At 48.5% G+C, this 26,946-nt stretch carries 22 protein-coding genes and 1 other RNA gene; 16 read left to right on the forward strand and 7 right to left on the reverse strand.

Going from position 1 to position 26,946, the window contains the following annotated elements; all coding sequences use genetic code 11:
* Positions 1-16 precede the first annotated feature (16 nt).
* Positions 17-382 carry a DUF4339 domain-containing protein gene (locus tag ACPAOP_RS15450; RefSeq protein WP_423708601.1) on the forward strand — a complete coding sequence of 122 codons (366 nt, stop codon included), beginning with the start codon at positions 17-19 and terminating at the stop codon, positions 380-382.
* Complete coding sequence (locus tag ACPAOP_RS15455) at positions 372-716, forward strand: hypothetical protein (RefSeq protein ID WP_423708602.1); 345 nt, start codon at positions 372-374, stop codon at positions 714-716. The genes ACPAOP_RS15450 and ACPAOP_RS15455 overlap by 11 nt, the downstream gene beginning before the upstream one ends.
* A gap of 1,089 nt (positions 717-1,805) precedes the next feature.
* On the opposite strand, the gene ACPAOP_RS15460 is transcribed toward ACPAOP_RS15455, so the two are convergent.
* On the reverse strand, positions 1,806-3,527 hold the full coding sequence (locus tag ACPAOP_RS15460) for an ArnT family glycosyltransferase (protein WP_423680062.1): 1,722 nt from the start codon (positions 3,525-3,527) through the stop codon (positions 1,806-1,808).
* Positions 3,528-3,623: 96 nt separating this feature from the next.
* Positions 3,624-3,890, reverse strand: coding sequence for a type B 50S ribosomal protein L31 (locus ACPAOP_RS15465; protein WP_423680063.1), 267 nt, complete (start codon positions 3,888-3,890; stop codon positions 3,624-3,626).
* 314 nt (positions 3,891-4,204) lie between these two features.
* Here ACPAOP_RS15465 and ACPAOP_RS15470 point away from each other — a divergent pair, with 314 nt between their 5' ends.
* Positions 4,205-4,834: a trimeric intracellular cation channel family protein gene (locus ACPAOP_RS15470; RefSeq protein WP_423680064.1), complete on the forward strand. Its 630-nt coding sequence runs from the start codon at positions 4,205-4,207 to the stop codon at positions 4,832-4,834.
* A 38-nt stretch (positions 4,835-4,872) separates the two neighbouring features.
* Here the strand turns inward: ACPAOP_RS15470 and ACPAOP_RS15475 are convergent, their stop codons facing one another.
* A complete protein-coding gene (locus ACPAOP_RS15475; RefSeq protein ID WP_423680065.1) occupies positions 4,873-5,517 on the reverse strand; it encodes a TetR family transcriptional regulator in 645 nt (214 codons plus the stop codon).
* A gap of 429 nt (positions 5,518-5,946) precedes the next feature.
* Between ACPAOP_RS15475 and ACPAOP_RS15480 the strand changes: the two genes are divergently transcribed.
* The 3 genes from ACPAOP_RS15480 (at position 5,947) to ACPAOP_RS15490 (ending at position 11,959) form a co-directional block, all read left to right on the forward strand.
* Complete coding sequence (locus tag ACPAOP_RS15480) at positions 5,947-7,260, forward strand: efflux RND transporter periplasmic adaptor subunit (RefSeq protein WP_423708603.1); 1,314 nt, start codon at positions 5,947-5,949, stop codon at positions 7,258-7,260.
* A 101-nt stretch (positions 7,261-7,361) separates the two neighbouring features.
* Positions 7,362-10,529 carry an efflux RND transporter permease subunit gene (locus ACPAOP_RS15485; RefSeq protein ID WP_423680067.1) on the forward strand — a complete coding sequence of 1,056 codons (3,168 nt, stop codon included), beginning with the start codon at positions 7,362-7,364 and terminating at the stop codon, positions 10,527-10,529.
* 2 nt (positions 10,530-10,531) lie between these two features.
* Entirely contained in the window at positions 10,532-11,959 is a 1,428-nt protein-coding gene (locus ACPAOP_RS15490) for an efflux transporter outer membrane subunit (protein ID WP_423708604.1), read from the forward strand.
* A 153-nt stretch (positions 11,960-12,112) separates the two neighbouring features.
* Here the strand turns inward: ACPAOP_RS15490 and rho are convergent, their stop codons facing one another.
* Both rho and trxA read right to left on the reverse strand, forming a co-directional pair.
* The gene (gene rho, locus ACPAOP_RS15495) at positions 12,113-13,375 is read right to left on the reverse strand and encodes a transcription termination factor Rho (RefSeq protein WP_212679292.1); all 1,263 of its coding nucleotides are present in this window, start codon (positions 13,373-13,375) and stop codon (positions 12,113-12,115) included.
* A 215-nt stretch (positions 13,376-13,590) separates the two neighbouring features.
* Positions 13,591-13,917: a thioredoxin TrxA gene (trxA, locus tag ACPAOP_RS15500; protein ID WP_423708605.1), complete on the reverse strand. Its 327-nt coding sequence runs from the start codon at positions 13,915-13,917 to the stop codon at positions 13,591-13,593.
* A 441-nt stretch (positions 13,918-14,358) separates the two neighbouring features.
* On the opposite strand from trxA, the gene ACPAOP_RS15505 reads away from it, so the two are divergent.
* From ACPAOP_RS15505 to ybiB, 5 genes are all read left to right on the forward strand, one after another.
* Positions 14,359-14,580, forward strand: a complete 222-nt coding sequence (locus tag ACPAOP_RS15505; protein WP_423708606.1) for a DUF904 domain-containing protein — start codon at positions 14,359-14,361, stop codon at positions 14,578-14,580.
* Between the two features lie 11 nt (positions 14,581-14,591).
* On the forward strand, positions 14,592-14,903 hold the full coding sequence (locus ACPAOP_RS15510) for a cell division protein ZapA (protein ID WP_423682348.1): 312 nt from the start codon (positions 14,592-14,594) through the stop codon (positions 14,901-14,903).
* A gap of 77 nt (positions 14,904-14,980) precedes the next feature.
* Positions 14,981-15,160: non-coding RNA, 6S RNA (ssrS, locus tag ACPAOP_RS15515), on the forward strand.
* Between the two features lie 90 nt (positions 15,161-15,250).
* On the forward strand, positions 15,251-15,706 hold the full coding sequence (locus ACPAOP_RS15520; RefSeq protein ID WP_423680071.1) for an EVE domain-containing protein: 456 nt from the start codon (positions 15,251-15,253) through the stop codon (positions 15,704-15,706).
* 4 nt (positions 15,707-15,710) lie between these two features.
* Entirely contained in the window at positions 15,711-16,703 is a 993-nt protein-coding gene (gene ybiB / locus ACPAOP_RS15525; RefSeq protein WP_423680072.1) for a DNA-binding protein YbiB, read from the forward strand.
* A gap of 104 nt (positions 16,704-16,807) precedes the next feature.
* Here the strand turns inward: ybiB and ACPAOP_RS15530 are convergent, their stop codons facing one another.
* Complete coding sequence (locus tag ACPAOP_RS15530; RefSeq protein ID WP_423680073.1) at positions 16,808-19,054, reverse strand: TonB-dependent receptor; 2,247 nt, start codon at positions 19,052-19,054, stop codon at positions 16,808-16,810.
* 474 nt (positions 19,055-19,528) lie between these two features.
* Here ACPAOP_RS15530 and ACPAOP_RS15535 point away from each other — a divergent pair, with 474 nt between their 5' ends.
* The 4 genes from ACPAOP_RS15535 (at position 19,529) to dnaG (ending at position 23,654) form a co-directional block, all read left to right on the forward strand.
* On the forward strand, positions 19,529-20,725 hold the full coding sequence (locus tag ACPAOP_RS15535; RefSeq protein WP_423708607.1) for an NAD(P)/FAD-dependent oxidoreductase: 1,197 nt from the start codon (positions 19,529-19,531) through the stop codon (positions 20,723-20,725).
* Positions 20,726-21,023: 298 nt separating this feature from the next.
* The gene (rpsU, locus tag ACPAOP_RS15540; protein WP_005877634.1) at positions 21,024-21,236 is read left to right on the forward strand and encodes a 30S ribosomal protein S21; all 213 of its coding nucleotides are present in this window, start codon (positions 21,024-21,026) and stop codon (positions 21,234-21,236) included.
* Between the two features lie 127 nt (positions 21,237-21,363).
* Entirely contained in the window at positions 21,364-21,810 is a 447-nt protein-coding gene (locus ACPAOP_RS15545; protein WP_212679297.1) for a GatB/YqeY domain-containing protein, read from the forward strand.
* 50 nt (positions 21,811-21,860) lie between these two features.
* The gene (dnaG, locus tag ACPAOP_RS15550) at positions 21,861-23,654 is read left to right on the forward strand and encodes a DNA primase (protein ID WP_423708608.1); all 1,794 of its coding nucleotides are present in this window, start codon (positions 21,861-21,863) and stop codon (positions 23,652-23,654) included.
* A gap of 234 nt (positions 23,655-23,888) precedes the next feature.
* Here dnaG and ACPAOP_RS15555 read toward each other — a convergent pair whose 3' ends face one another.
* Positions 23,889-24,485 (reverse strand): hypothetical protein, encoded by a 597-nt coding sequence (locus ACPAOP_RS15555; protein ID WP_423680077.1) that lies wholly within the window; start codon positions 24,483-24,485, stop codon positions 23,889-23,891.
* A 136-nt stretch (positions 24,486-24,621) separates the two neighbouring features.
* Between ACPAOP_RS15555 and rpoD the strand changes: the two genes are divergently transcribed.
* A complete protein-coding gene (gene rpoD / locus ACPAOP_RS15560) occupies positions 24,622-26,871 on the forward strand; it encodes an RNA polymerase sigma factor RpoD (protein WP_423708609.1) in 2,250 nt (749 codons plus the stop codon).
* Positions 26,872-26,946 lie beyond the last annotated feature (75 nt).

Here is a 26,946-nt window from a genome sequence, read left to right on the forward strand (position 1 = left end):
TGAAAGGAGCACAAAGATGAACGATGATAATTTTTTCTCTATTAATCGACTTGTAGAGTTTGGGTTAGGGGTAGCCGTTGCCAAGCAAATGACTAACTCAATGAACCAAGCCTTGAACAATACTCATATTGCGGGCGTGCAGACTGCTCAACTTGAGACTCAGCATCACTACCATGTCATCTTGGATGGAAAAACCGCTGGTCCTTTTTCGGCGCCAGAATTATCTCGCCTGATTAACGAGAATAAGGTTACAAAGGATAGTTATGTTTGGCGTCCAGGTATGAGTAAGTGGCAAACAGCAGAGAATTTGCCAGATGTTCTTAGACTAGTTGCGCTGGCTCCACCGCTGTTTATACCAGGGGGCAATAATAATGAAAATTAATTCGCTAAATTGTTTGATTGCCTTAATAATTGGAGCGTTACTGACCTATGGCTTAGTCGCCCTTGACAGCAATACGATGAAGGGAGCGATTGGAATTGGTGCATTTATCTTTCTTGCTTCTACGCTTACTGGCGCGATTGGAATAACCTTTAGTGAAGCGCGAATAGGCGTAAACGTGCGTATTCTGTCATTTGTTTTCTTTATAGTTGCTTTGTTTATCAACCTGTTTTTCGCGATATTGACCACATCACAAACTGGATACGTAGTAACCTGTGGGATAGTATTTTTGATATATGTACTAATAGCGCAGGCAATTTTTTCGGCTAAGCAATAAAAAAAGATTACTTAATCTACTTAGTTTGGAACAGGTAGACACTCGCTTGAAACGAATACTCCTCAACTCATAGATAGCTAGACATTTCCAATGTGTACACATGAATTAAAGTAGTTTTTTGGTATCTCTACATATTATTTATAAAGCGGTTCAGCGTATTAAAGTTGGTTCGTTTACTGATACGCGTACGACCCAACAACTGCTCGGCTTGTGTAATTCTGAATATAGAAGAAATGTGAATGTGAAAATTGAATACGGTACCTAAATTCCAAGTACATTGCTCCCCGTCGGCTAAGGCATAAGTGGTGCGAATGACACCAACGAAGAACTACCGCACCTACGAAGCTAATTTTTTTGCAGGGATCTGCGACCTTTCGAAGGTACGCAGATAGTACGCACAGAAAATGATTGATAATTTGCGCACTTTGCAACGTTGTAAAAATGAACCCATCATTCTTGAGATGGACTTTTCATAAGTAAGCTGATCCGCTTTAACGCTCGGACGAGTAATTAAAACGATGAACTGATTTTATGTTGTAAATTCATAACAAACAGGTGCAGTTAAATTTTTGTTGGTACATTTGTTGGTACTTATATTTTTAATGAAAAATAATTCATTTAATATCAATAACTTATATTAGATTTTCGATTCCGGCTCTCGCACCAAAAGCTTGTTTAAAGCAGTACAAAGTAGTCCAATGACCCGTGTTACTCACTATGAGAACGCGGGTTTTTTGTTTTGTAATGCTTCAATCTATTCATGACCATCCGAGATTATCATCGGCAATCCCGCTGCGCTGCAAACTTGTATAAACGAGGTGCAACAGAGAGGGGTATTCTTTACCTCGGGTTTTTAGAGGCTGATGTGAGCTTCAAGGGTATCGCAGAGTCACACAGTCTCACGAAAGGCTTATTGCAGGGATGGTATTGATCGGAGTATGTTTATGTTCTGATTCTTTTGTCTACCGCATTTCTCAGATTCTAACTTGAACCTTTCCTTGTGAATCTCTGGTTAAGTCTTCCGTGATTGACGCTGCGTCATCTCAATCATATCGGGTCGTCACAGACCCGATATACGCATTTCTGCAATTACTGCAATTTACGACGATACAATATAAATAATTCATCTTTGTCGGCAGCCCTGTGTCCTTTCCAGACAGATTCCCATTGTTCCGGATCAAGATGGGCGGGCATGACGGCTGAGGCAGATTGTTTTCGGCTATTCTGAATCATCAGATAACCACAGTCGTGATCTGAAAATCCGGCAAATTGAATTTTTCCGAAATAAGCAAAAGCGCTTCTCTGCGAGGGGCCTATATACCCATCAATACAGTATGATTTGTTTGGTAGTTGCTGGGCAAGATCTTCTGCAACACTGGCATAAGTTATCCTGTGATTTATCCAGGGCAGCCATAATGTCAGCAGTAATAGCCAGCATAAAATAAGCCCGCCGCTTGACAGCACAACCGCTCGCCAGAGAACCGATGGTTGCCGCGAAATACGCCAGTAAACAAGCAAAAACCACGCAAGCGTTGCAATCGATGCAAGTGCAAATACGAATGGATTGAAGCTGGCTTCAAAGCCGGGTGCGAGTCTCAGAATTTTCTCGCCCAACTTTTCAGGAAAGCCGGTTTGTTCTGCTATCCAGCCCAGCCAGATGAAGCCGGCAGTACCGGTGAGCACTGTCACGGCAAACCAGTCTACGGCGTTGATGGCACTGCGTTTCATTGTAGGCAGGCCGAATGCAGCGAGAATCGCTATCGGTGGCAGCAGAGGTAATAATAAGCTTTCTTCTGAGTTTTGACTCATCAAGGCCAGAACGATAAATCCAATCAGGAATGCTGAGGGTAGCGCTATATGTAACGCCCTTTCTTGTCTGCGCCATGCATAAATAGCCCATGCAGCAAAAGGCCAGGCCGGCCACGCAAACCAGATGCTGTATTTGAAAAAGTAACTGATACTGTCGAGGCTGGGCCAATTAATCTGGCGGTAATTCCACAACATCCAGGCGGGGATTGGGCTGCTGTCGTAGGGATGGTTGATTTTTATTGCGAGCAGCCAAATTGCCACCGGAATTAAGGCAACAGGTAACCCCAAAAAAATAAACTTGATATGCTGAGCTTGTTGACGATAGACACACAATGCGATCAATACCAGAAATAGGGTCGCAGGCAGTACCCATCCTTTTGTCAGGACAAGCAGACCGAGGCCTAGTCCCAGTTGTGCACTGAGAGAAATTTTCGGCTTATCGAGCAGGCGGACGCAAACATACAGAGTGAATGCCACCAGTGAAATTTGCAATGTTTCAGCACCGGTTTCATGGCTGCGTACCAGCAAACCAAGACATCCCAGGTAGATCAGTAAAGCACCGTCTGCAAGTGTCCGCCCGAAATCTTTAGGGTCGGGTTGACCGCCAAAAGCGAGTTTGAGTGGTTGGGCTTCTGCTCGGCGCCCAAGCAGATAGGTTGCATACCAGACCGAAACTGATCCTAGTAAAAAGAAAAAACCGGTTGATAGCCGCGCTGCCATCGGGTCGCCAAGAATACCGCCGAACAATTTGATGCAGATGGCGCCCAGCCAGAACGCTAACGGTCCTTTTTCTGCCATGGGTAACCCAACAATGTGTGGCCACAACCAGTCGGAAAGCGTGCCCTGTGCCATTGTCCACATGATGCCGAAACTTGTCGCATCATCGCCTTTCCAGGGGTCTCGTCCAATCAGGCCTGGCAGGATATAGAGCAAACAGAGTGCCAGGATTCCCCAGCGGGGAAGGGCAATTGTGGCAGAGGCAGGAAGACGAACTGGCTTCATAGCTTTAAGTGTGGGTGGAAAGCGTGCTTATTGTAAGGAAAGAAGAAGTAAAAAAGGCAGCCTGAGCTGCCTTTTTTATTTAAATCATTGCACGAATTAGTTAGCAACAGAAGTCTTGGAACCAACGCTGCCGAACTTTTTACGGAATTTGTCAACGCGACCAGCTGTATCAACGATTTTATGCTTACCAGTGTAGAACGGATGGGATTCTGCGGAAACCTCAATTTTCACCAGTGGGTATTCTTTGCCTTCAAATTCAGCAGTATCTTTAGTGCTGATAGTTGAACGTGTGATGAATTTGAAATCGTTAGAAACGTCGTGGAACAACACTTCACGATAGTTTGGGTGGATGCCTTCTTTCATGCTTGCCTCAATATAAAGTTTGGTAGCCAATAAGCACTTCGTCGGTCGGCTTGCTTCTTGACCCGATTGCGTATCACTTGCCAGAGTTAAAGTAATCATGGATCTTGCGCGTGCAAAATACCAAGCCCGCGATTATACAATAGGATTGGTAATTGATGCCACACGGCTTGTTTCACAATGTTTGCCCGATGACACATTCAGATACTGTTTGCAGATTTCTGCATTGTATTGATCCGGATGATCAGGCTGTTTTAGTTTCGATGTACGGAGACAGCAGTTAAAATTCAGCATTATTGAATGACATGAGAAAAAATATGGCGGCAAGCTATGCAGGGATGAACGCAATGTTGCACACGATTGAAGTGGCTGGCGTCGTGGCTTTTGCCTGTTCCGGATTTATAGAGGCCAGGCGTAAGCGTATGGATCCTGTCGGCGTATTCACAGTAGCCTTCATTACCGCATTTGGAGGTGGAACCCTGCGTGATTTATTACTTGATCGCCGGCCGTTATTTTGGGTCGAAAATCAGGAATATCCTATATTGATTTTCCTGCTGGCTTTGATCGCGACACCTTTATTCCGTCATTTGCGCCATGCTGTGACTGAAAGTGTGATTGAGTGGGCCGATGCTCTGGGGCTGGGATTATTCAGTGTAACAGGTACCTCGCTGGCACTGGAATTGAATATGCCGGCTTTTGTCTGCGCCATGATGGGAGTGATCACCGGTATCTTTGGTGGCGTGCTGCGGGACGTACTCTGTAACGAGATTCCCATGGTATTCCGGCGTGGTCAGTTGTATGCCACCTGTGCTTTCACAGGCTGCTGGGTTTATCTGGGGATGACATACTTTCAGTTCAACGATGCCGCCGCTTTGTTTGCCGGCATCATCAGCACTTTCACGCTGAGGATGTTAGCAGTGAAGTTTGACCTGAAGTTGCCAGCCTGAGCAAGCTGGTAGCGGATGTGTCTTGAGTTGTCCTGCGCTCAGGTTGTCGCACGATTTTTTTTGAGTGGCGGGCGTGTCAGCAGGCCGCTTAAAAACATATCCACCATATCTTCTGCATGTGTATTGATACAATAGGCATCGGTGTCTTCCAGCCATTCACTGATGAGTCCGACCAGAAAGCTGTGATTCGCATGCATCGCAATCCATGTATCGGTTTCTGCTGGTAACTGGCCGGAAGCCACAGCGTTGTTGATAATGATCTGTACTTTATTCAGGCATTCGGTGCGCTTTTCTTTTTCAGTTTCGAAGTAAGGAAGTTCAGCATTACGCTCACTGCGATGAAAAATAATCTCGAATACCTTACGCTGACGGGGGTCGCTGGAAACGAGTTTCAGAAAATGTACGTTCAGCTGTCGCAACGCTGCAATCGGATCTTTCTGGGGCGCATCACTGATTTCGTTTAATAAAGCTTCCATCGGCAGGAAAGCGCGGTCGCACATGGCCTGGAACAGCGCGTTTTTATCTTTGAAGTGCCAATAAATCGCGCCACGCGTCATTCCTGCTGCACATGCAACATCATTCAGCGTTGTGTTGGTGACGCCTTTGGTGGAGAAGACATCTTCCGCAGCATCTAACAGTGCCGTATAGGTTTCCTGAGCTTCTTCTTTCGTCTTTCTTGCCATGATTTTCCTTACTGCTTACCAAGTGCATGTCTTTGAGTTACGAAGGCAACCCGAAGCGCTGATATCACTTTGCTGATACGTTTTTCTCTCTCGCGTTTGGTCGGCATCTTAAGAGGGGTAAACAAATATCGCAATACCAGAATGACTCTATTTAAACGAAGTTTGCGGTAGTACACTTCTTTTACTAAAACTCCATAGTTTGTTACAGCAGGATGAACGCTGTCTGGATGATAATAAGAGTACCTAAGTTCGCACCACAGTTAAGCAAGAGTCATCGTGAATGCCAATGATTTAACTATTCGTAATCAAAATGTCATCGTTATCTGAATATCCCTTGCTAATCTGATAGTCATTTCATAAATTTATTTACAAACATTCGTGTATGTATATAATACCACACCGTCCTTTCATCAATAAGAAAGAATTTCTATGTACTCTTCAGGTATCTCTTCGTCCCGGTCCACAACCCTGTCATCCCAGATATCGCAATTATTTTCTCGCCGTGCCGCCAGCGCGCTGGTGATCACTTTGTCTTTAATGGTGCTGACTGCCTGTGGTAAACAAGGCGGACAAAATGCAGGTCCAGGTAATATGCCTCCGCCAGAGGTTAATGTTGTCACGCTGGAAAGCCGTGATCTGTCGGTTGATTTTGAATATGTTGGGCAGACTGCGGGCTCGAAAGAAACAGAGATCCGGGCGCGTGTTCCGGGTATTCTGGAAAATCGTTTATATGAAGAAGGCTCCCGTGTAAAAGCGGGTACCGTCTTATTTCAGATCGATCCGGCTAATTATCAGACGCAACTCGCTTCTGCTGAAGCTGCCGCCGGCGTTGCAGAAGCAAAGTTGAATCAGGCAAAACGTGAATATGCGCGTCTGGCTCCTCTCGCTGCTGAAAAAGCGATCAGTCAGAAAGAATTTGATGATGCCAAGTCGACGCTGGAAACGGCGGAAGCCAGTTATAAACAAGCGCGGGCACAGGCAAATGAAGCAAAGCTGAATTTGAGTTATACCAAAGTAGTGGCGCCGATAGATGGTGTGACCGGTATGGCGGCGAAATCGAATGGTAGTCTCATTACCAGTGCCGACAGTTTGTTAACGACCATAGTGCAGACAGATACTTTGTATGTGAACTTCAGTATCCCTGAGTCGGATTACCTGAAAATCTCCAAAGAAGTATCGAATGGCAAGGTCGCTGTACCAGGAAAAGCCGGTAAGAATGGCAGCATAGGTTTTGACGTGAAATTGAAACTGGCCGACGGTAGTACGTACCCGACGACCGGCAAAATGAATTTTGTCAGTGAACGCATTAATGCTGCCAGCGGTGGCTTTGACGCGCGTGCGCAAGTGGCCAATTCTGACGGTACTCTGCGTCCGGGACAGTTTGTCCGTGTCATGTTATCGGGTGCGAAGCGCTTAGGCGCGCTGGCGGTACCGCAACGTGCGATTATTGATGGTCCTATGGGCAAGATGGTTTTCGTTGTGACTCCGGATAACAAACTGGCACCACGTCCGGTTGAACTTGAAGGCTGGTCGCACGGAGAATGGATCGTAACCAAAGGACTCAAAGCCGGCGAACGCGTGATGGTTGATGGCGTGATCAAGGCACATGATCCTGGTATGACAGTGAAGCCGGTCGCCGTTTCCGCGCAGGCAGCAAATGCTGCATCAGCGCCGGTTGCCGCTCAGGCGCCTGCAAAAGAAGCGGTTTCCGCTTCCGCAGCTTCCGCAACCGGCACCAGGTAACAGTACCGATAAGCTAGTGAGTTGCAGCGCTGATTATTAATGGCACTCCTTTCTTTATGAACATCCCGCTTCTATGAGAAACGGGCGACAAGGAATCATTCATGTTCTCTAAATTTTTTATTAACCGGCCGATTTTCGCGACTGTCGTCTCGCTGATTATCGTGCTGGCAGGTCTGGCCGCATTACGCGTCCTGCCAATTTCGCGCTACCCGGAAATTTCTCCGCCGGTAGTCAATGTGACGGCGATCTATCCCGGCGCTTCAGCCGAAGTGATTGAGCGCACCGTCGCAGCACCGATTGAAGAGCAGATCAATGGTGTTGAACACATGTTGTATATGGATTCTGTTTCATCTGCTGACGGTCGCGTATCAATTAACGTGACATTTGAAGTGGGGACGAATCTCGATATTGCTGCAGTGAACGTGAATAACCGCGTACGGCAGGCTGATGCTAAGTTGCCACAGGAAGTCCGTCGCCAGGGTGTGACAGTCTCTAAGAGTTCGTCGAATTTCCTGGTGGTTGCCGCTTTGTATTCACCTGATAATCGCTACGATGCATTGTATTTGTCGAATTACGCGACCCAGAATGTACTGGATGCGATCAAGCGGATTCCGGGAACGACAAACGTACAGATTTTTGGTGCGAAAGATTATGCGATGCGGATCTGGATGCGCCCTGATCGTATGGCGCAACTGGGTGTTACCGTAGCCGATATATCAAATGCGGTGAACGAGCAGAATGCGCAGTATGCGGCAGGTAAGATCGGTGCGACACCGAATAATACCGAAGAGCTGACCATGACAGTGACTGCCAAAGGGCGCTTGCTGGAGCCCGAACAGTTTGCCAATATTATCGTGAAGACGGATAAAAACGGTGGAACTATCCGCATTAAAGATGTGGCACGGGTGGAACTGGGATCGAAAGATTACAACCTGTATGGCCGTATTAACGGACATCCGTCCGCCAATATCGGCGTATTTTTACAGACCGGCGCAAATGCGCTGGAAACACGTAAGGCTGTTGAGAAAACCTTGCAAGAGCTGAAGGCAAAATTCCCGGAGGGAATGAGCTACGCAACGCCTTACGATACGACACCTTTCGTGACTGAGTCGATTGCCGAAGTGTTGAAAACGCTGGCAGAAGCGATGGTACTGGTGTTTATTGTGGTTTATCTGTTCTTGCAAAGCTGGCGGGCAACCATCATTCCTACGCTGGCGGTTCCTGTCTCTCTGATTGGTACGATGGCAGGTTTGCATCTGCTGGGGTACAGCATTAATACACTGACCTTATTCGGTATGGTGCTGGCGATCGGTATCGTGGTGGATGATGCGATCGTGGTATTGGAAAACGTTGAGCGCTTGATTAACGAAGAAGGAATGACCCCGAAAGATGCGGCGATTGAAGCAATGCATGAGGTAACGGGACCGGTGATTGCGATTGTACTGGTGCTGGTCGCTGCGTTTGGTCCGATTGCTTTCCTTGGTGGTCTTGCAGGTGAATTATATCGTCAGTTCTCGGTCACGATTTCTATCGCGGTGGTGTTATCCGGTATCGTTGCGTTGACTCTGACACCGGCTTTGTGTGCACTTTTCCTCAAGCCAGGAACAGAAAATCATCATCCGTTTTTTCTCTGGTTTAACGCGGCTTTCCTGCGTTTTACAAAACACTACACCAACGGCGTCAGCTTTTTCCTCAAGAGGGCTCTATTGGGCGTTTGTCTGGTAACGGGTATGGTGGCGTTGACAGGAGTACTGTGGAAGACCGTGCCCGGTGGGCTGGTGCCTGATGAGGATCAGGGCTATTTCCTGGGCGCGACCATTTTGCCTGATGGTGCTTCTCTTGACCGCACTGATGCTGTTGTCAAACAGGTTGAATCGGTGATGAAAACCAATCCGGAGATCGACACAACCTTTGCGTTGGTGGGGCTGGACTTCCTCGGTGGCGGTGGTTTGAAATCTTCCTCTGCGACGATGTTCTTCCCTTTAAAACCATGGGAAGAACGCAGTAAATCAGCGCAACAGCTGGTTGGTGAAAGCTATATGAAAACTGGTCGCATTAAAGAAGGCTTACCTTTGTTTTTTGCTCCGCCAGCGATTCAGGGCTTAGGTCAGACCGGTGGCTTTGAGTTTTATCTGCAGAATGCGGGTGAGGGGGGGGTTAAACGTCTCGCACAGATTTTGCCTTTGCTGATTGCAGAAGCGAATAAGCAGCCAGAGCTGGCCGGGGTAAAAACATTGTGGCAAGCCAATTCACCGCAATTGTATGTCGACGTGGATAATGAAAAAGCCAAATCGATGGGAGTCGCGTTAGCAGATATCTACAATACGCTGGCAGCTACGATGGGTAGTTACTACGTTAACGACTTCAATAAAAACGGTCGTATCTACACCGTGCAGTTGCAGGCTGAAGGCCAGTTCCGCGCGAAACCGGATGATATCGGTGCGATGTATGTACGCTCTGCCAATGGTCAGATGGTACCTATCCGGGCGTTCACTACGATCAAGTTCATCACAGGGCCTGACTCTGTGGAACGTTTCAATGCCTTGCCCGCGATTAAACTCATGGGAGATGCTAAACCAGGCTTCAGTTCCGGTCAGGCGATTGCAGCGATGGAGCGCGCAGCGAAAAATGTGTTGCCAGCCGATATCGTGTATGACTGGGGCGGTGCGTCATTCCAGGAAAAACGCAGCAGCAATGCCGCGGGTCTGGCATTGGGTGCGGGTGTTCTGATGATTTTCCTGATTTTGGCAGCACAGTATGAAAAATGGTCGTTACCATTTTCTGTACTGCTGGCGATGCCTTTCGGTATCTTTGGTGCGCTGCTGGCGGTATATCTGCGTCACTTCAACAACGACGTGTACTTCCAGATCGGTTTGGTCACCTTGCTCGGCTTGTCAGCAAAAAATGCGATTCTGATTGTGGAGTTCGCGGTGATGAAAGTGCATGAAGGTTATGCGCCGGTTGCCGCGGCAGTGGAGGCGGCGCGTCTGCGTTTCCGCCCGATTCTGATGACTTCGCTGGCATTTATTCTGGGGGTGGTACCACTCGCCTTCTCGCATGGTGCGGGTGCTGCGGCACGTCAATCCCTGGGAACCGGCGTTCTGGGTGGCATGCTCGCAGCGACTTTCCTCGCGATCTTTTTTGTGCCTTTGTTCTTTAAGCTGATTAACGATAAACGCTTTAAAACATACCCTGAAGACTTCCATCATCCGGATCACATCCCTCTGGGGCAGCTGATTAAAGAACAAAAAGCAGAAGGGAAGGAATAATTATGTTGAAAACACAATTTGCCCTGAGCACGATCGTTGCCAGTCTGGTGTTGGCAGGATGTGCATCGGTAGGACCAGATTATCAACGTCCTCAGCTTGATGTTCCTGCTAAGCTGGCAGTATCTGGAGCGACGACGAAAACGGATTTTGTTGAATGGTGGAGCACATTCCGTGACCCTGTCCTGCTTGAACTGATACAGGAAGCGGCAAAAAATAATCAGGATTTGCTGCTGGCAGCAGGGCGCATAGAAGAAGCACGTGCCCTTGCTGTTGGTGCAAAATCTAACCGTTATCCCAGCGTGGATGCGACACTGAGTGGCTCTAAAGTCCGCACCAGTGAGAATGCAGGTAAGTTGGCCAGCGGTGCAAATCCTGTCAGTAAGGATTTTCAGCTTGGGCTGACGGCTTCGTATGAAGTCGATTTCTGGGGGAAATTGTCGCGCGCGGATGAAGCGGCGAAAGCCCGCTTATTTGCACAGGAATACAACCGCACGACGGTACAAACCAGTTTGTTCAGCAATCTTGCACAGAGTTATTTCGCGCTGCGTGCCGCTGATGCACAACTGGCGTTAGCTCAGTCAACTTATCAGACACGCGTAGAAAATCTGCGTCTGCAACAGAAGCGATTTGCATCTGGTGCGACTGGAGAGCTTGATCTTCATCAGGCGGAATCTGAAGCTGCTGCAGCAGAAGTCAGCGTATCGCAAGCGAAGCTGGCTGTTTCTAATCTTGAGTCAGCCATTGCCGTGTTGCTGGGCCGCAGTCCGGCTGCCGTCGCCCAGCCAGTGATTGCACGCGGTAAGGATATTCAGGCGTTGTACCAACATCTGAGTCTGCCTGCAGATTTACCCTCCGATGTATTGAATCGTCGTCCTGATATTCTGGCGGCGGAACAAACGCTGATTGCTGCGAATGCTGATATCGGTCAGGCGAAGGCAGCGTATTTTCCCAGTCTTAAGTTGACGACAGGCATAGGCTACGAGTCGCGTGTGTTCAAAGATCTGGTTGATCCTACCTCTTTGTTATGGAATCTCGGCGCCAATCTGGTTCAGCCGGTATTCCGTGCCGGAGCAATTGGTGCCGTGGTATCTGGCGCTGAAGCTCGCAAAACGCAGGCGACTGCGCAGTATGTGCAAGCGGTGCAAGGGGCTTTCCGCGACGTGCATGATGCGTTGAGCAGTGCTGAATCAAATGAGCAGATTTATCGGGCGAACCAAAAGCGCGTTAAGGCATTGAAAGACAGTCAGCGACTGGCGGAGTTACGCTATAAAAATGGTTACAGTAGCTACCTCGAAGTGTTGAATGCGCAACGTGATCTGGCTGCGGTTGAAACTGCGTTGATCGATACTCAGCGTGCCCATCTCAGCGCAGTGGTCAGCCTGTATAAAGCGGTTGGTGGTGGTTGGGAAGTGAAAGCTATCTCACAGTAAATTGTTCGCTTAAAGAAGAAGGCTTCCTGATGTAATTCAGGAAGCTTTTTTTATTTTGGAGATGTGCGTCAGAAGCGTAACTGCAAGGCGTTAAAAAAGCTGACAATTTTCATTGACAGCTTTTTTTAGCACATCCATCAACTATGGACGTACTTAACCACCACGACGCATCATTTCAAAAAACTCCGCATTATTTTTGGTGGCTTTCATTTTATCGAGAATGAATTCCATCGCTTCGATTTCATCCATCGAATACAGCAACTTACGCAGAATCCAGATTTTCTGGAGCTGATCTGGTTTGATCAGTAATTCTTCGCGACGTGTGCCAGATTTATTCAGGTTAATTGCCGGATAAACGCGTTTTTCCGCCAGGCGACGTTCCAGATGTACTTCCATGTTACCCGTGCCTTTGAATTCCTCGTAGATCACGTCGTCCATACGGCTGCCAGTCTCAATCAGCGCCGTGGCGATAATCGTTAACGAGCCGCCTTCTTCGACATTACGTGCTGCACCGAAGAAGCGTTTTGGGCGCTGCAATGCATTAGCATCGACACCGCCTGTCAGCACCTTGCCGGATGCCGGAATAACGGTATTGTAGGCACGCGCCAGACGGGTGATCGAGTCGAGCAGAATGACCACGTCTTTTTTCATTTCGACTAAACGCTTGGCTTTTTCCAGTACCATTTCAGCAACCTGAACGTGGCGTGTTGCAGGTTCGTCGAAAGTGGAGGCGACGACTTCACCACGCACGGAACGCTGCATCTCGGTCACTTCTTCAGGGCGTTCATCGATCAGTAAAACGATTAATGTTACATCCGGATGATTGGTTGTGATGGCATGCGCGATATGCTGCAGCATCACGGATTTACCCGATTTCGGAGAGGCGACCAGCAAGCCGCGCTGACCACGTCCGATAGGGGAAATCATGTCGATAATCCGGCCTGTCGTATTCTCTTCGCCGCGCATTTCGCGTTCCAGCGTCAGCACTTTGTTCGGGTGCAGAGGTGTCAGATTTTCAAACAGAATACGGTGTTTGGATGCTTCCGGTGATTCGCCGTTAACCTTGTCTACTTTCACCAGTGCGAAATAGCGCTCGCCATCCTTAGGAGTACGTACTTCCCCCTCAATCGAGTCACCGGTATGCAAATTGAAACGGCGGATTTGCGAAGGAGAAATATAGATGTCATCTGTCGATGCCATGTAGCTGGCGTCGGGAGAGCGCAGGAAGCCAAAACCATCAGGTAATACTTCAAGTGCGCCATCGCCAAAAATTTGTTCGCCTGCTTTTGCACGTTTTTTCAAAATCGCAAACATCAATTCTTGTTTGCGCATACGCGCAGCGTTGTCAATATCAAGCCCGATCGCCATTTCCAGTAATGCGGATACGTGTAGGGCTTTTAATTCAGATAGATGCATGGTGAGTGTCCCGGGACGGGAATATGAGGTGGGGGAGTGAACAGAGGAACTGCGGAATAAACAGAATCGTTATTTGTCTCTTGAGGTCAGCGACCTGTTAAGTATTCTTTATGTATGTGTACGGTGTGCTCATGACGCATGATGCGCCGGAATTCAATTTCACAGGATTGTACACCATCAGAAAAAGCATCCAGCGCAACAGGCGGAGCAAATGATCAGATATTGCTATCGATAAAAGAAATCAGCTGACCTTTTGCAAGTGCGCCGACTTTTTGTGCCGTAACTGAACCGTTTTTAAACAGTATCAGTGTCGGGATGCCGCGGATACCAAATTGAGCAGGAACTGCTTGGTTAGCATCAACATCCATTTTTGCGACAATAATTTTACCATCGTATTCTTTGGCAACTTCTTCCAGAATCGGCGCGATCATTTTGCATGGACCACACCATTCAGCCCAGAAATCGACCAGCACGGGTTTGTCAGATTTTAATACATCAGCTTCAAAAGAAGCATCGCTTACGTATTTGATGTTTTCGCTCATGGAATCCTCATCGAGAGGGAAAAAATTAAGGGGTAACAGCGCCACAGAATATCGGTCGGGCAGTTGGGAACTCGCCGTATTCAGAGGTTGGATCTGGCGGCGATTTGCTTAATTTCAATAGCGGGAATTTATTCACACCTTGAATATGCCAATGAAGAACCAAGCGTGGTCAGCTATGCGACAAATAATAACCTATTTTCAAAAAAAGTGTGACGCTCAGCGCCAATTTGTATAATTCAGCGCCTAAAATGCCTGGCCGCATACTGATTTCTTTGACGATACGTAGAGTGACACCCGTTTTAGAAGATGTATCCCGATACGGAATAATCCACCCATACACGCAATTTATTGCTTTGACCGCAGATCAAGATGTCAGTGCCGGGGGTTTGCTCGTATAATAAGAAATCAGGTTTGTTGCGCCCCAAAATACATAGACATATGATGATTTCCGATTTCGAATTGCTTGCTGAAAAAGTGGCTAAGCTCGCAGAGCTCACTCATGCCTTGCGTGTGGAAAATGCTGCTTTACGTAATGAAGTAACCGCGTTGACAACGCAAAATCAGGATGCGAAGGAACGTATGCAACAAGCGCACGAACGGATTACTGCTTTACTGATGCAATTACCTGCCGAAGTCCTTAAAGACGAAGAGGTGTCAGTATGAGTGATAAAAAAGTGATCCAGGTCGATGTCACCATCATGGGACAAGCTTATAAATTATCATGCAAAGAAGGTGAAGACCGCGCATTGCGGGAAGCGGCTGCTTATCTCGACGCAAAGATGTGCGCGATTCGCGATTCTTCCCGCGTCAAAGGAACCGACAGGATCGCAGTGATGGCAGCTCTCGGTATGACGACCGAGTTGCTGGCGACCAAATCTCCGGAAGGTCCTTTATCTGGCTTATCTTTGTCAGAGGTGAAGCAAAAAATGGCGCAGATGCACGAGATAATGGACCATGCACTGACTCCGCAAGAAAACCTATTTTGAATTTCAGGATTATTGTTTAATTTAATCAAAATTATTCAAAATAGTTCTCGCTTCAGTCACATTTGGGAGTAAACTTCAGTTCCCTGCCGTGTTCGCCAATGCCATATATTCCTTGAACCATTTATGTGCATAGGCTGTGGGATATTGTTCGATAGGTGTGAGCGTCGCTAGTTCGATGAACCCGAAATTGAACTAACTGCGGCCAACTTGAACCGCTAGGTTCAGGATGCCGGCATAGCGGCATCGGTGGGGACTCATTCTGAAACGACTGTCATTTCTGACAGTCGTTTTTTATTTGGCGCGTCTGAATGTGCGACAATTTACTTTTCTCTTTCACTCAAACGACGATGAATTATTGGCTAATGAAGTCAGAACCTGATGAGATCAGTATCGATGATGTGCTGAAAATGAAGAGCGTGCCGTGGTTTGGTGTTAGGAATTATCAGGCGCGGAATTTTATGCGCGACGCTATGCGGATTGGTGACGGCGTACTGTTCTATCATTCAAGTTGCGCTCAGCCCGGTATTGCCGGAATCGCTGAGGTCAGCAGTACCGCTTACCCTGACCATACTCAGTTCGACGAAGAGAGTAAGTATTACGATCCGAAAGCAAGCAGAGAAAATCCCCGTTGGATGATGGTCGATATAAAAGCCTTGAGGAAAACGCGTTTATTAAGCCTGACAGAGTTGAGATCAGTACCTGAGTTAGAGAGTATGCTGGTGCTGCAAAAAGGTAGCCGTTTATCGATCACGCCAGTGACTCCGCATGAATGGGAAACCATATTAGCCATTCTGGATAAATAAACTGATGACCGACAACCTGACGACAACCTCCGCAGTGGCGTTTCCGTGTGCCAGATTCATCAAGGAAATTGGCCGCGGCAAAGATGGTGCACGCAGCATGTCATCCGAAGATGCTGCGACCTTATACACTGCGATGCTGGACGGTCGTGTCAGCGACCTTGAGCTGGGAGCGATTTTGCTGGCGATGCGGATTAAGGGCGAGTCGATCGATGAGATCGCCGGCTTTTTACGTGCAGCCCGTCCGTTTATGCTGGAGCTGGAGGCGCCTGCCAGCAACAGCTTCGTTCCGGTGCTGATACCGAGTTACAACGGCGCACGCAAAAAACCGAATCTGACACCGTTACTGGCAATCTTGTTGGCCCGTCGTGGCATACCTGTGCTGGTGCATGGCGTTAGTCATGACCCTGGTCGCGTGACGACTGCCGAAATTTTTTCTGCTCTGCATTTTCCAGTTTGCAGTAATGCCGCCGACATCAGCCGTGAAATAGCTTTATCGCGACCAGCATTTATTTCCATAGAATTGCTATCTCCGGCCCTTGCACGTTTACTGGCTTTGAGAAAAATACTCGGTGTCCGTAATTCCACTCATACTTTGGTGAAGCTACTGCAACCATTCACAACACCGGCTTTGCGTCTGACTTCGTACACCCATCCGGAATATCAGCAAATGTTGCAGCATTACTTTAGTCAGCGCGCGCCACATCATGCGGGCGACGCGTTTTTAATGCGCGGTACCGAAGGAGAGACGGTAGCCAGTACCGGTCGTGCGCAGCAGATAGACTGGATACACGAAGGTGAGACGACGACCTTGGCTCATACTCAGTCTGTGATTGTCGGCGAGATTGAGAACATTCCGGAACAATTGGATACCACGACTACCGCAATATGGATACAGCGTGTGCTCAATGATGAGATTCCTGTTCCGGTGAATATTGCAGCACAGGTCGAGCATTGTGTGTTGGTCTCTCGCCTGATCCACCAGCGCTTGCCTGGATAACTGTCGACAACATGATTGCCGCAGACGGCAGAATAGTCTGTCGGTGATACGGATAAAAAAAACGCCGGACGATGAATCCGGCGTTTTTTATGTACGACGGTGTATCAGAAGTTTGCTTTGAACTGCACGCCATAGCTGCGTGGTTCGTTCACGATACCTGTCAGATTGTTGAAGTCGATGGCGGCGATGACCTGTTGCTTATTGGTGATGTTACGGCCATATGCAGCGAGCTCATATTTGCCATCGGCCCAGACGTAACCTACGCGCAGACCACCTTCCAACATCGACTTTGCTTTGTACTCTTTTGCTTCGTACAGGAACATGTTGTAGCTGTCTTTGTAAGCCCAGTCTGTATTAGCGTACAAAGTACCGGCACCGATTTGTGTCGAATATTTCAACGAGAAATTACCTACCCATTTAGGTGCGCGTGGCAACGGGTTGCCGCCGATTAAAACGGTTCCTGCGACAGGGCCTTTCGGATTAGTTACTGTGCAACCGTTACCGCATGGGGCAACGAACAGTTTGTCATCCTTGATCTCAGTATCGTTATAACTCACGCCAACTGTCGTTTTCCAGTTGCGGTTCAAGTTTGCTTGTAAGTCCAGCTCAAAACCCTGACCAACGGCTTTATCTGCGTTAACCAGTTTGTTCTGATTCACACTGCCGCTACCTGCGGTGAGCTGCAAATCCTTCGCGGTGTAATGAAATACTGTGGCACTTACGCGAGCTGTGTTATCCAGAATATCTTTTTTGATACCCGCTTCAAACGACAGCGTTTTTTCTGACTGAGCAACGGAAATCGAGTCGCCGAAAAGAACCCTGCCTTGAACACTAGGGGCGCGATAACCGGTTGCTGCACGCGCAAACAGGGATGTTTCTTTATCCAGGGTGTAATTGGCACCCAGATCCCAGCTGACGTTCGTGGAGGAAGGATGCGCTTGCAAGAAGTCGGTATTTTTCCCGCCAAATGGTGTCTGCGTTCTCTGTGCGTCAAAATCTTTTTTATCGCTGGTGTAGCGTACACCGCCACGCAGCTTCAGTTTGTCGTTAACTGCGTAATTCAGTGTGCCGAATGCAGCCCATGATTTAGCATTCTGATGCTGCACGGCATAGCCATTTTGTGGATTGCCTGCGCTCATGGAATCAAAGTTAAAGCTGTCGACCTGCAGGTCTTCACTGAAGTAATACAGACCTGTGATCCATTGCAGCGGATCTTTGGTATTGGACTCAACGCGCACTTCCTGGGTGACCTGCTTCAGATTCGGCAGGCCATCGGCAGTTTCTGATGCGAACGGAATAAATCCCGGGCCGGAAGTCGCTCCGGCGCTGTAACCGCCGTCAACGTCAGCACGGCTATAAAATTTTGCTTTATCGTACGCCGTGATGGAGTGAACGCTCATTCCCGGTAAATCCCAGCGCAGACGCAGGCTGGCACCGGAAGAGGTCAGTGTTTGCGTATTCAGACCATCGGTAGGGTAGGTGCCGTAATCGAAGCCAGGTACAAGATTATTCGTGCCTTTCTGGATGATATTGGCGCGGAATAAGGTCGCGTTACCAGACATGTCGCGACCATGGAAATTCATCAGAGCGCTGAAGTCAGATGTTTTGTAAGAGAACTGCAGGCGCGCAGCATTGTCGCGGTAACCTTCCAGATTTTTTTCACCAGTAGAACGTGGATTGGTCACGCGGTCATCGCGGCTTTGCGCCTGACCGGAAAAACGCATCGCCCATTCTTTGCTCAGTGGCACATTAATGGCACCTTCCAGATTGACGGCATTGTAATTGCCGTAACCGAGGCTGCCGTATCCTTCAAAGCGGTTGGTTGGTTTTGCCGAGTCAAATTTCAGCACGCCAGCCGGTGAGTTGCGTCCAAACAGCGTGCCTTGCGGGCCGCGTAACATCTCGACCTGATCGACATCAAAGACCGGGAAGCCTTTGAGAATAGGGCTTTCCTGCACAACATCATCAAAAATCAGTCCGACAGGTTGCGATGCATTCAGATCGAAATCAGTATTGCCCAGACCACGGATATAAAAACGTGGGAAAGACCGGCCAAAATCGGATTCAATATTCAGACTGGGAACGCGCGCTGCAAGGAAACGGATATCCTGACCGCTGGCATTGTAAGTATCAAGCGCCTCGCCTTTAATCGCGGAAATCGCCATCGGGACTTCCTTGATGTTTTCGGCGCGGCGGTTTGCGGTGACGATGACTGTTTCCAGTTTGGTTGTATCGTCTTTTTTAGCTTCCTGTGCCCATGCTGTCTGCATGGGAAATGCAGACGCGATTGCCAGTGCAATCAGGCTGCGGACTTGTACTTGTCGAGCAGATTTCGAAGTAAAGGTTGGCATGAAGAGAGTCCCCGTAGTGGTTGATCGGTGATCAGATTGAGTGCATAAGTGAGCCAGAAGTGTGCTTGGCGATGATGATCTTGTTTGTCTTATCGTCGCTGCGCAAACGTTTGCTTGAGGCTGTGATCAGTTATCTCTTTTGATGTAAATCAAGTCAAGTATTAAGTCTTTTATGACAAAAATAAGTTGAGATATACGCAAAATCTTGTGGTGAATTTCAAACAGTTTGTCCGACGAAACAGAAATATGATTCCAACAGGAAAGAGATGTTGTGCATCGCGACGTTGCTGGTGCAGATCAGCCGCCTGCACCCAAAAGCAGCACACAGTTTATTGAAGCAGCGCAAAGTTCCATGTTGTTGATATGTGCCTTATCCTGAGCAGCATGACATCGGTACCGGTGTGCAGCAAATTTGTTTAGTCGGTCATGGACAACGATTCCGTTACAATCACGCCTGAATTTTTTGAGGCTGCCATGAATAAACAAGTTGATGTTGCTGTAATCGGTGCCGGCGCGGCTGGCATGATGTGCGCTGCAGTCGCAGGGCAGCGCGGCAAACGTGTCGTATTAATTGACCATGCCAGCCGGCTCGCAGAGAAAATTCGTATCTCCGGTGGCGGGCGCTGTAATTTTACGAACCTGCATGCAGGTCCCGCCAATTATTTATCAGAAAATCCGCATTTCTGTAAAAGCGCTCTGTCGCGTTACACGCCGCAGGATTTTTTATCTCTGATGAAGCGCCACAACATCGCCTGGCATGAAAAGCACAAGGGACAGCTGTTTTGCGATGACAGTGCCGAAGACATCATCCGCATGCTGAAAGCAGAATGTGATCTGGGTAAGGTGCAGTGGCGCATGTCTTGTGCTGTCAGCGATGTGCAAAAAACGGATGCAGGTTTTGTGGTGCAGACCGCGCAAGGCGGCATCATGGCGGATCAGGTGGTCGTTGCTACGGGCGGGCTGTCGATACCCAAAATCGGCGCCACTGATTTTTCACACAAAATTGCCCGTCAGTTTGGCTTGAAAATCATAGAGACTAGACCGGCTTTGGTGCCATTGACGTTCGATGCCACTGCATGGGAGCCGTTTGTGCCGCTGTCTGGGATTTCTCTTGAAGTCGATATTGAAACCGGCACCAAGAAGAATAGAGCGCTGTTCCGGGAAGATTTACTGTTCACGCATCGTGGTTTGTCAGGCCCGGCTGTCTTGCAGATATCGAGTTATTGGCAGACAGGTACGCCGATCCGGATTAATCTGTTACCCGAAGTCGATCTGGCAGAAGACCTGGTCGCGGCGAAAACGACGACAAAAAAGAACCTCGCCAATTATTTATCGCAATATTTACCGGGACGACTGATTGATGGCTTGCTCACCGCTCATGCATTCGACGGCAATCTGAAAATCGCGGATATGCAGGATAAGCGTCTGCGTTTGCTGGCTGAAAAAATCAATCGTTGGGAGCTGACTCCTGACGGTTCTGAAGGTTATCGCAAGGCCGAAGTCACTCGTGGCGGTGTTGATACGCGGGAGCTGTCGCAGCAGAGCATGATGGCAAACAAAGTGCTGGGGCTGTACTTTATCGGCGAGGCGGTCGATGTCACTGGCTGGCTGGGCGGCTATAACTTTCAATGGGCGTGGGCGTCGGGCAATGCAGCCGGAACGGCTGTCTGATCGTTGTCATCCTCATCATGATGCAGACGAAACGAAGGGCGTCCGCGTGGCCCGGGAGCCTGAAAAATACTGGGGGGAGTATATTTAAAACCCTAGTTATGACGCTGACATTCGGTCGTTTTTGTCGGATACTCCCCCACTTTTCTTAAAATATCCGGTTTGGGGAGTTGACTTCCTGTTGTTTTTTGCTAGGGGTGAGTAAGTTTTTTGCGTAAGATTTAATCATCGTCCTTCCCATACTCGCAAAATCCTGCTAATATCTCGTTCTTCTATAAATCTTTCATTGGTTTGAACTTACATGACCACAATTCGCCTTAAAGAAAACGAGCCGTTCGAAGTCGCCATGCGCCGCTTCAAGCGCACTATCGAAAAGACCGGTCTGTTGACCGAATTGCGCGCTCGCGAGTTCTACGAGAAGCCAACTGCAGAGCGTAAGCGTAAGCTGGCAGCAGCAGTCAAGCGTCACTACAAACGTATTCGTAGTCAGCAATTGCCTAAGAAAATGTATTAATTCCGATCGTGTGTCTGACTTGGTCAGATACCCTCGGTATTGCATTGCTCAGGTATTGCATGCCCGCTCCGGTCAACCGCAGCGGGCTTTATTATTTTGATCTGATTCAGTTATTCAGGGGTAAGTCATGAGCTTAAAAGAGCAAATCACCGATGATATGAAAGCCGCGATGCGCGCCAAGGAAGCTGGCAAGCTGGGAACTATCCGTTTGCTGACAGCAGCAATGAAGCAAAAAGAAGTCGACGAGCGTGTTGAGCTGGACGATGGCATGATCCTCGCCATTATTGAGAAGATGATCAAGCAGCGCAAAGACTCGATTCAGCAATTTGAGGCCGGTGGTCGTCAGGATTTGGCTGATATCGAAAAAGCGGAATTGGCAGTGTTGTCAACCTATATGCCAGCAGCTTTATCGGATGAGGAAGTTCAGGCTGCAGTCGCCGCTGCAGTTGCCGAGACTGGTGCAGCAGGTCCGCAGGATATGCGTAAAGTGATTGATGTGCTGAAAGCAAAGCTTGCCGGCCGTGCGGATATGGGAAAAGTATCTGGCTTGGTAAAAGCAGCTTTGAGTCGTTAATTTTGTATTGTATTTGTCAATTGCGGCGGTTCATAAGCCCCTAAGCAGACTTGATTCCACAGAGTTTTATTCAGGATTTACTTGCCCGCGTTGATATTGTTGACGTGGTGGGTAAATACGTCCAGCTGAAAAAAGGTGGCGCAAACTACATGGGTTTGTGCCCCTTTCATAATGAGAAATCTCCGAGTTTTACGGTCAGTCCGACCAAACAGTTTTACCACTGCTTTGGCTGCGGCGCGCATGGCACTTCCATCGGTTTTTTGATGGAGTATTCAGGCCTGAGTTTTGTTGATGCGATCCGTGATTTAGCGCAAAGCAATGGCATGGTCGTTCCCGAAGAAGATCACATGCTGCCGGCACAAAGGGCGGAGGTGCAGGCGAAAAGTCTGGCATTGTCAGAAGTGATGTCGAAGGCCAGTGAATTTTACAAGCAGCAGTTACGCTCTGCGCCAACTGCGATTGCGTATCTTAAAAAACGTGGGCTGACCGGTGAGATTGCTGCTCGTTTCGCCCTGGGTTTTGCACCTGATGCATGGGATGGTCTGCGTTCTGTTTTTGCTGACTATCAGGCACCGGAGCTGGTTGAGGCCGGGTTGGTCATCGATAAAAGCGACGAAGAAGGCGGCGGGCGCAAGCGCTACGACCGTTTCCGTGATCGTGTGATGTTTCCTATACGGAATACAAAAGGACAGGTCATAGGATTTGGCGGTCGTATTATGGAGCAAGGTGAGCCTAAATACCTGAACTCCCCTGAGACGCCGCTGTTTCAGAAGGGCTACGAGCTCTACGGTTTATTTGAAGCGCGTCAGGCCATTCGTGATGCCGGTTATGTCCTGGTGACCGAAGGTTATATGGATGTCGTTGCGCTGGCGCAAATGGGTTTTCCGCAGGCGGTTGCGACACTGGGAACCGCTTGTACGCCAACGCATGTGCAAAAATTATTGCGCCAGACAGATCACGTTGTATTCAGCTTCGATGGCGATAGTGCAGGGCGGCGTGCCGCGCGGCGTGCACTGGACGCGTGCTTGCCGCATGCGAATGACGATAAATTTATTAAGTTTCTGTTTTTGCCGGCTGAGCATGATCCTGACAGCTTTATTCGCGAATTTGGTGCGGATGCGTTCGAGCAGCAAGTGCATGATGCGATGCCGCTGTCCCAGTTTTTTATGCGGGAAATGATTGCTGACAATGATCTTAATTCCGCGGAAGGTCGTGCGAAAACACTGTTTGACGCGAAGCCATTGTTGCAGACCATGCAGCCTTCCGGATTGCGTTTGCAAATTGTCAGAAGTCTGGCGCAAGTAACACAGACAACGCCGGCTGAGATTGAGGCTTTATTTGAGCTTGCGCAACCGGTTGCTCGTCAGAAGCTGGCTCCGCCGCGAGCGAAGCGCAGCGCTCCAGTTGGGCTGGAGCGTCAGATTATGCGGATACTTGTTGCCTATCCGGGGTTGGCGCAGATGCTGGATGATGTTGCTCTTGCAGAGGCAGCATTATTGGCCCCGGATGGTGCGGAAATGCTGATGCAGCTGGTCGGCATCGCCAAAGAAATGGGCGAGAATGCGCAATTTGCGGCTCTTGCCGAGCGATTGCGCGCTGTCAGTTCGGATTTTGACGGCTTGATTGCTGAAGTGGCGGGGCAGACTGATGCAGATGCGGAGTTGGTCAGGCTGGAATTGCTCGGCGCGATCCGGCAGATCCGCTCCCAGGCACTCAGGTATGAGGCGGAAAGGCTTGTGTCATCCGGCTTAAGTACCGAGGTTGAAAAGGCGCGCTGGCGTGAAATTATGCATTTGCAGGAAGAGTTGCGGAAAGAGGCTGCCACTGAAGCGGGTAACAGGTAGTGAAGTATTACTACCCTTTTAGGCAATTATTTTGCAAGTTTTTCATCAGAATTTGATTCTGGTATGTCTGTGACAATGAGTGGTTTGCCTATTTTTTTATCAATTTAGTTGTCGTTACTCAGGCTTTGGACTAGAGAAAGCGACGTTCGCGTGGTATAATTTAAGGCTTACGATTCAAGGTCTTAGGTTGTTTCATTTTGCGTAAAATCGTTTTATTTTCGCAAAATGTGTTGTTTAGGTGAGCATAACGCTCCTCCGAGTAACCCAAAACACTGGCGCTGAGACTCGGGAAGTCTGAAGCAAAAATGGTTTGCACCGTGGGCGGATCATTTGACCCGGCATACGGCTGTGTCTTTTTGCGAAATTGTCAGCAGGCGACTTCCTCAGTTCCGGATGGTTTGATTCAATGGCTAGCGCAATGAAGAAACCCTCGAAAACCCTGATGCCTACAACGGTTAAAAAAACTACGGCAAAGGCATCTAAAAATGCAAGCGTCAGCACCGCAGTAAAAACGGTGAGTAAGACAAGCGTAGCTAAAGCAAAAAATACCAGCCCGAAAGCACCGCCTAAAGCCGCGAGCAAACCTGTCGCCGTCAAGGCCGCAAAAGCAGCCGCACCAGTAAAGGCAGCCGCAAAAGCGAAGGCGGTAACAGCTGTTGCTGCAACCGTTAAAAAAACAGGGGTAAAAGATATCAAAGCAGCCAAAGTAACTAAAGCAGCAGCGTCTGTGACAAAAGTGTCCGCTGCCAAAAAGCCTGCTGTGAAAACCGATATCAAGAAATCAGCCAGCGTCCCACCTAAAAAAGCGGCTGTGAAGCAGGTTGCAGTCAAGGCAGCCCCCAAAACCAAAAAAAATGCTGAAAAGCAGGCAGAGGCTGCAGTTCAGCAGACTGAAGTTAAGCAAAAGCGAGTGACAACGGAATCGTCCCGAGCAAAATCAGTATCATCCGCAACACCGAAAGCGCCCGTGACAACTAACAAAACCGATTCAAAGATAGTGACCAAACCGACCAACAAATCAGCGAAAGCTGCCGCTCCTGAAGTGCAGGAAATTAAGACCGGATCTGCACCTACCGTTAGTCAGACCACAGACGCTGCCGTGCTCGCTGCTATTGATACGTCTGGATATGTTTTGCCCGGAGTGAAAGTTCCCGGACGCCGTGGCCGTAAGCCTAAAGAATATCAGCCGGAAAATGAGGAAATTGCAGCATTGAATGCGGTTGAACGCGCAGAAATGAAGGCAATTGACAAGGCAAAGGCAAAAGATCGCAAAGCAAAAGAAAAGGCTTTGTTGAAAGATGCATTTTCATCCGATCCTGAGGCGACAGAGGAAGAACTCGAACGCCGCCGGCAGAAGCTGAAGACACTGATTAAGCTCGGTAAGGATCGTGGTTACCTGACGTTTGCCGAAATCAATGATCACCTGCCGGAAAACGTTGTTGATCCTGAGGCGATCGAAGGCATCATCAGTACCTTTAACGACATGGGTGTTGCTGTCTATGAACGCGCGCCTGATGCCGAGACATTGTTGTTATCTGATAACGTCGTGACTGTCACTACGGATGATGATGAGGTTGAGGCGGCAGCGGAGGCTGCCTTGTCAACCGTGGATTCTGATTTCGGGCGCACCACCGATCCTGTGCGTATGTACATGCGCGAAATGGGTTCGGTTGAACTGCTGACGCGCGAGGGTGAGATCGTTATCGCGAAGAAGATTGAAGAAGGTCTGAAGGACATGATTCAGGCGATTTCGGCTTGTCCGACCACAATCGCAGAAATTTTGGCGACGGCGGACAGAATCGCTGCAGACGAAATAAAAATTGATGAAATCGTCGACGGTCTCGTTGATCCGAATGCGACCGAAGATACTCCTCCTGCACCTGCTGTGGTCGCCGCTGCTGCGGAAGACTCTGATGAGGATGAGGACGAGGAAGAAGAGGAAGAAGAAGAGGATGAGGAAGGCGGTGCTGCCGCTGCTGCCGCGATTTCTTCAGAACAACTGGAACAAATGAAGCGTGAGGCACTCGCCAAGTTTGAGGTCATTGCTTCGAATTTTGAAAAAATGCGCAAGTCTTATGAGAAAGAAGGTTATAACTCTAAGACTTACGTCAAAGCTCAGGAAGCAATTTCAAATGAGTTGCTTGGCATTCGTTTCACTGCCAAAGTAGTTGAGAAGCTTTGCGATACTCTGCGTGGTCAGGTTGATGAAGTCCGTCATATTGAAAAGCAAATTCTGGATGTGGCGGTGAATCGTTGCGGTATGCCCCGTTCGCATTTCATTAAAGTTTTCCCTGGAAACGAAACCAATCTGAGCTGGGTTGAGGACGAAGTTAAAGCCGGGCATTCATACAGTGCGATTCTCGGGCGTAACGTTCCTGCAGTTCAGCAATTACAGCAGAAACTGATTGATTTACAGGCGCGAGTCGTATTGCCCTTACCAGATCTGCGTGGCATTAATAAAAAAATGTCAGCTGGCGAGATGAAAGCGCGTAAAGCCAAGCGGGAAATGACGGAAGCAAACTTGCGTCTGGTGATTTCTATAGCGAAGAAATACACTAACCGAGGCTTACAATTCCTGGATCTGATCCAGGAAGGAAATATCGGTCTGATGAAAGCTGTCGATAAGTTTGAATATCGCCGCGGTTATAAGTTTTCGACGTATGCGACATGGTGGATACGTCAGGCGATTACCCGCTCGATTGCTGATCAGGCGCGTACGATTCGGATTCCTGTGCATATGATAGAGACGATTAATAAAATGAATCGTATCTCGCGTCAGATTTTGCAAGAGACAGGCGCTGAGCCGGATCCGGCAACTCTGGCGATCAAGATGGAAATGCCGGAAGATAAAATCCGTAAGATCATGAAAATCGCGAAAGAGCCGATTTCGATGGAAACGCCGATTGGTGACGACGATGATTCTCATCTTGGCGATTTTATTGAGGATAATCACACGCTGGCTCCGGCAGATGCAGCGTTGCATGCTTCCATGCGCAATGTTGTTAAGGATGTGCTGGACTCTTTGACGCCGCGTGAGGCGAAAGTACTACGTATGCGTTTTGGCGTTGAAATGTCAACTGACCATACTTTGGAAGAAGTTGGTAAGCAGTTTGACGTAACACGTGAACGGATTCGTCAGATAGAAGCAAAAGCATTGCGTAAATTGCGTCATCCATCACGTTCGGATAAGCTGAAGAGCTTCCTTGAAGGTAATTAATGTTATATAATTGGCGCTGTTTTTTTTCAGCGCCCGTTAATATATTGAGCTGAGTTTTCAGCGCAATGTTTTGCA

The organism is Undibacterium sp. WLX3042 (genome assembly GCF_049544825.1).
Lineage (GTDB): Bacteria > Pseudomonadota > Gammaproteobacteria > Burkholderiales > Burkholderiaceae_D > Undibacterium.

Coding starts and splice junctions, on each gene's coding strand:
- ACPAOP_RS15485 (WP_423680067.1), top strand. CDS start 7,362: ATGTTCTCTAAATTTTTTATTAACCGGCCGATTTTCGCGACTGTCGTC.
- ACPAOP_RS15520 (WP_423680071.1), top strand. CDS start 15,251: ATGAATTATTGGCTAATGAAGTCAGAACCTGATGAGATCAGTATCGAT.
- ACPAOP_RS15465 (WP_423680063.1), bottom strand. CDS start 3,890: ATGAAAGAAGGCATCCACCCAAACTATCGTGAAGTGTTGTTCCACGAC.
- ACPAOP_RS15530 (WP_423680073.1), bottom strand. CDS start 19,054: ATGCCAACCTTTACTTCGAAATCTGCTCGACAAGTACAAGTCCGCAGC.
- rho (WP_212679292.1), bottom strand. CDS start 13,375: ATGCATCTATCTGAATTAAAAGCCCTACACGTATCCGCATTACTGGAA.
- ACPAOP_RS15460 (WP_423680062.1), bottom strand. CDS start 3,527: ATGAAGCCAGTTCGTCTTCCTGCCTCTGCCACAATTGCCCTTCCCCGC.
- rpsU (WP_005877634.1), top strand. CDS start 21,024: ATGACCACAATTCGCCTTAAAGAAAACGAGCCGTTCGAAGTCGCCATG.
- ACPAOP_RS15535 (WP_423708607.1), top strand. CDS start 19,529: ATGAATAAACAAGTTGATGTTGCTGTAATCGGTGCCGGCGCGGCTGGC.
- ybiB (WP_423680072.1), top strand. CDS start 15,711: ATGACCGACAACCTGACGACAACCTCCGCAGTGGCGTTTCCGTGTGCC.
- ACPAOP_RS15450 (WP_423708601.1), top strand. CDS start 17: ATGAACGATGATAATTTTTTCTCTATTAATCGACTTGTAGAGTTTGGG.
- ACPAOP_RS15470 (WP_423680064.1), top strand. CDS start 4,205: ATGGCGGCAAGCTATGCAGGGATGAACGCAATGTTGCACACGATTGAA.
- ACPAOP_RS15505 (WP_423708606.1), top strand. CDS start 14,359: ATGATTTCCGATTTCGAATTGCTTGCTGAAAAAGTGGCTAAGCTCGCA.
- ACPAOP_RS15490 (WP_423708604.1), top strand. CDS start 10,532: ATGTTGAAAACACAATTTGCCCTGAGCACGATCGTTGCCAGTCTGGTG.
- ACPAOP_RS15545 (WP_212679297.1), top strand. CDS start 21,364: ATGAGCTTAAAAGAGCAAATCACCGATGATATGAAAGCCGCGATGCGC.
- trxA (WP_423708605.1), bottom strand. CDS start 13,917: ATGAGCGAAAACATCAAATACGTAAGCGATGCTTCTTTTGAAGCTGAT.
- ACPAOP_RS15480 (WP_423708603.1), top strand. CDS start 5,947: ATGTACTCTTCAGGTATCTCTTCGTCCCGGTCCACAACCCTGTCATCC.
- ACPAOP_RS15475 (WP_423680065.1), bottom strand. CDS start 5,517: ATGGCAAGAAAGACGAAAGAAGAAGCTCAGGAAACCTATACGGCACTG.
- ACPAOP_RS15455 (WP_423708602.1), top strand. CDS start 372: ATGAAAATTAATTCGCTAAATTGTTTGATTGCCTTAATAATTGGAGCG.